Below are 1,702 nucleotides of genomic sequence, written 5' to 3'. Positions count from 1 at the left end.
CAAGCCAAGCGCATTCGTCTTCAGGCTTTACTGACCGGAACCGAAGCCGATTTCTCCAGCATTGATAGCACATACAGTGATTTGATACGCGATCAAGCCTCTTTGTTGCGTTCTCAGGTTACTGCACGCGAAAGCAGTTTGTCGGTGATTGATGCGCAGCTTCTCCAGAAAAAAACAGAGTGTGAGCAATTAGCCAATTTGATCCATACCGCAGAAGGTCGCGTAGGGGTTGATCGTGCTTTGCTGGCCTTGCAGGAGGAGTTGGCCAATAAAAAATTGGTTGCCGAAGTCGCTCGCTTGAATGCCAAACGCACCTATTTGAGCTCTCAAGCGGAGTTAAACCGCTTGCAAAACCAGTATGAAAAGGCCAATCAAGCCTTGGACGAAGTCAAAAAAAGACGACGCACTCTGGAAGCCGAGGCCAGACAACAAGGAAGTGATGAACTGGGTCAGGTCAACAGCGATATCGCCCAGGTGCAAGAGTTGTTGACCCGACTTCAGGAACGACGTTCCTTGATGGAAATTCGTACACCGATCTCTGGTTCCGTACAAGGTTTGCATACCCAAACAGTTGGGGCAGTGATTAAAAGTGGTGATGTATTGATGCAAATCGTCCCTGCCGATACGGAAATGATGTTGGAAGTGCGGATTCCTCCCAAGGATATCGGCTTTGTTCGTCCTGACCTGCCGGTAGTGATCAAGGTCAATAGCTATGATTTTGGACGCTTTGGCACTGTTTCTGGATTGTTGCTATCCTTATCACCTTCAACGGAAGTGCCGGAAGGACAAGCTGATAAACGACCATTTTATCGCGGGATTATTCGTCCAGATACGCGCTATGTTGGTTCACCACAATATTCCATTTTACCAGGTATGACTGCTGAAGCAGATATCAAGACAGGTGAACGCTCTGTTTTAGCCTATTTGCTTAAACCATTATTGCTGCCAAACCATGGTAAAGGTGAACGTATCGAAGAGGTTGTGCGACCCTGATGATCCCCTGCGGATCCCTGACCCTCTCTTTCTGGATCAAACCGAATGGATAACAGGTCATCTTCTCACTCGGATTCCCTGGCCTTCCCGGATGGCGCCTTGCAGGCATTAACTATCCGGCAACGGGAAATACTGCATCTGGTGCAGGCCGGGCAATCCAATCGGGAAATCGCCGATCAATTGGGTATCTCAGAAGGTACGGTCAAACAGCATCTGGTCGCCGTGTTTCGCCATTTGAATGTGCGTAACCGAACCATGGCGGCTAAAATGGGCATTCTCTCTCAACAACCCCAGCCAGGCGAAAAAACAGCGCAAACCACCCCAGAGCATGCAGAGGAGGCGCCGCATACAGAAAAACAGACTACCCTGCACTACGCCTCTGCCATCCAACCTCTCAGTCTGGTTGTAGCACGCTTCCTGGTTACCGAAACTGTGGTGCATCGTCTCGGAAGTGGCCGCTTCGGTCAACTCAATCGGACTTTACGTGATTTATGCGAATTGGCTGCCCAACGCTTTGCCGGCATAGTGCAAAATATTCCAGGTGGATTGTTATTGCTTTTCGGTTTGCCTCGTGTACGCGAAGAGGATGCACAACGTGCTGCTTGCTCAGCTTTTTGGATCCATCGCCGTTTACTACTCCATCCCGCCTTTACGCAACTGAATGAACCAATTCCACTGCGGATTTGTGTTTTGAGTGGCGAAGCGGTTG

General features: G+C 49.6%; 2 protein-coding genes. Both read left to right on the top strand.

All coding sequences use genetic code 11. The annotated features are described in order from the left end of the window. The coding region (locus EJP87_RS15935) for an HlyD family type I secretion periplasmic adaptor subunit (RefSeq protein ID WP_130472837.1) at positions 1-993 on the top strand (993 nt) is incomplete at its 5' end. 45 nt (positions 994-1,038) lie between these two features. Beyond that, positions 1,039-1,702 (top strand): helix-turn-helix domain-containing protein (locus EJP87_RS15930; RefSeq protein WP_130472836.1); only part of this gene is annotated, 664 nt, incomplete at its 3' end.

This window comes from Candidatus Magnetaquicoccus inordinatus, assembly GCF_004217665.1.
GTDB classification, from domain to species: Bacteria; Pseudomonadota; Magnetococcia; order Magnetococcales; family Magnetaquicoccaceae; genus Magnetaquicoccus; species Magnetaquicoccus inordinatus.
The sequence above is the reverse complement of the archived record's forward strand: the minus strand, read 5'-3'. Positions and strand labels throughout refer to the sequence as shown.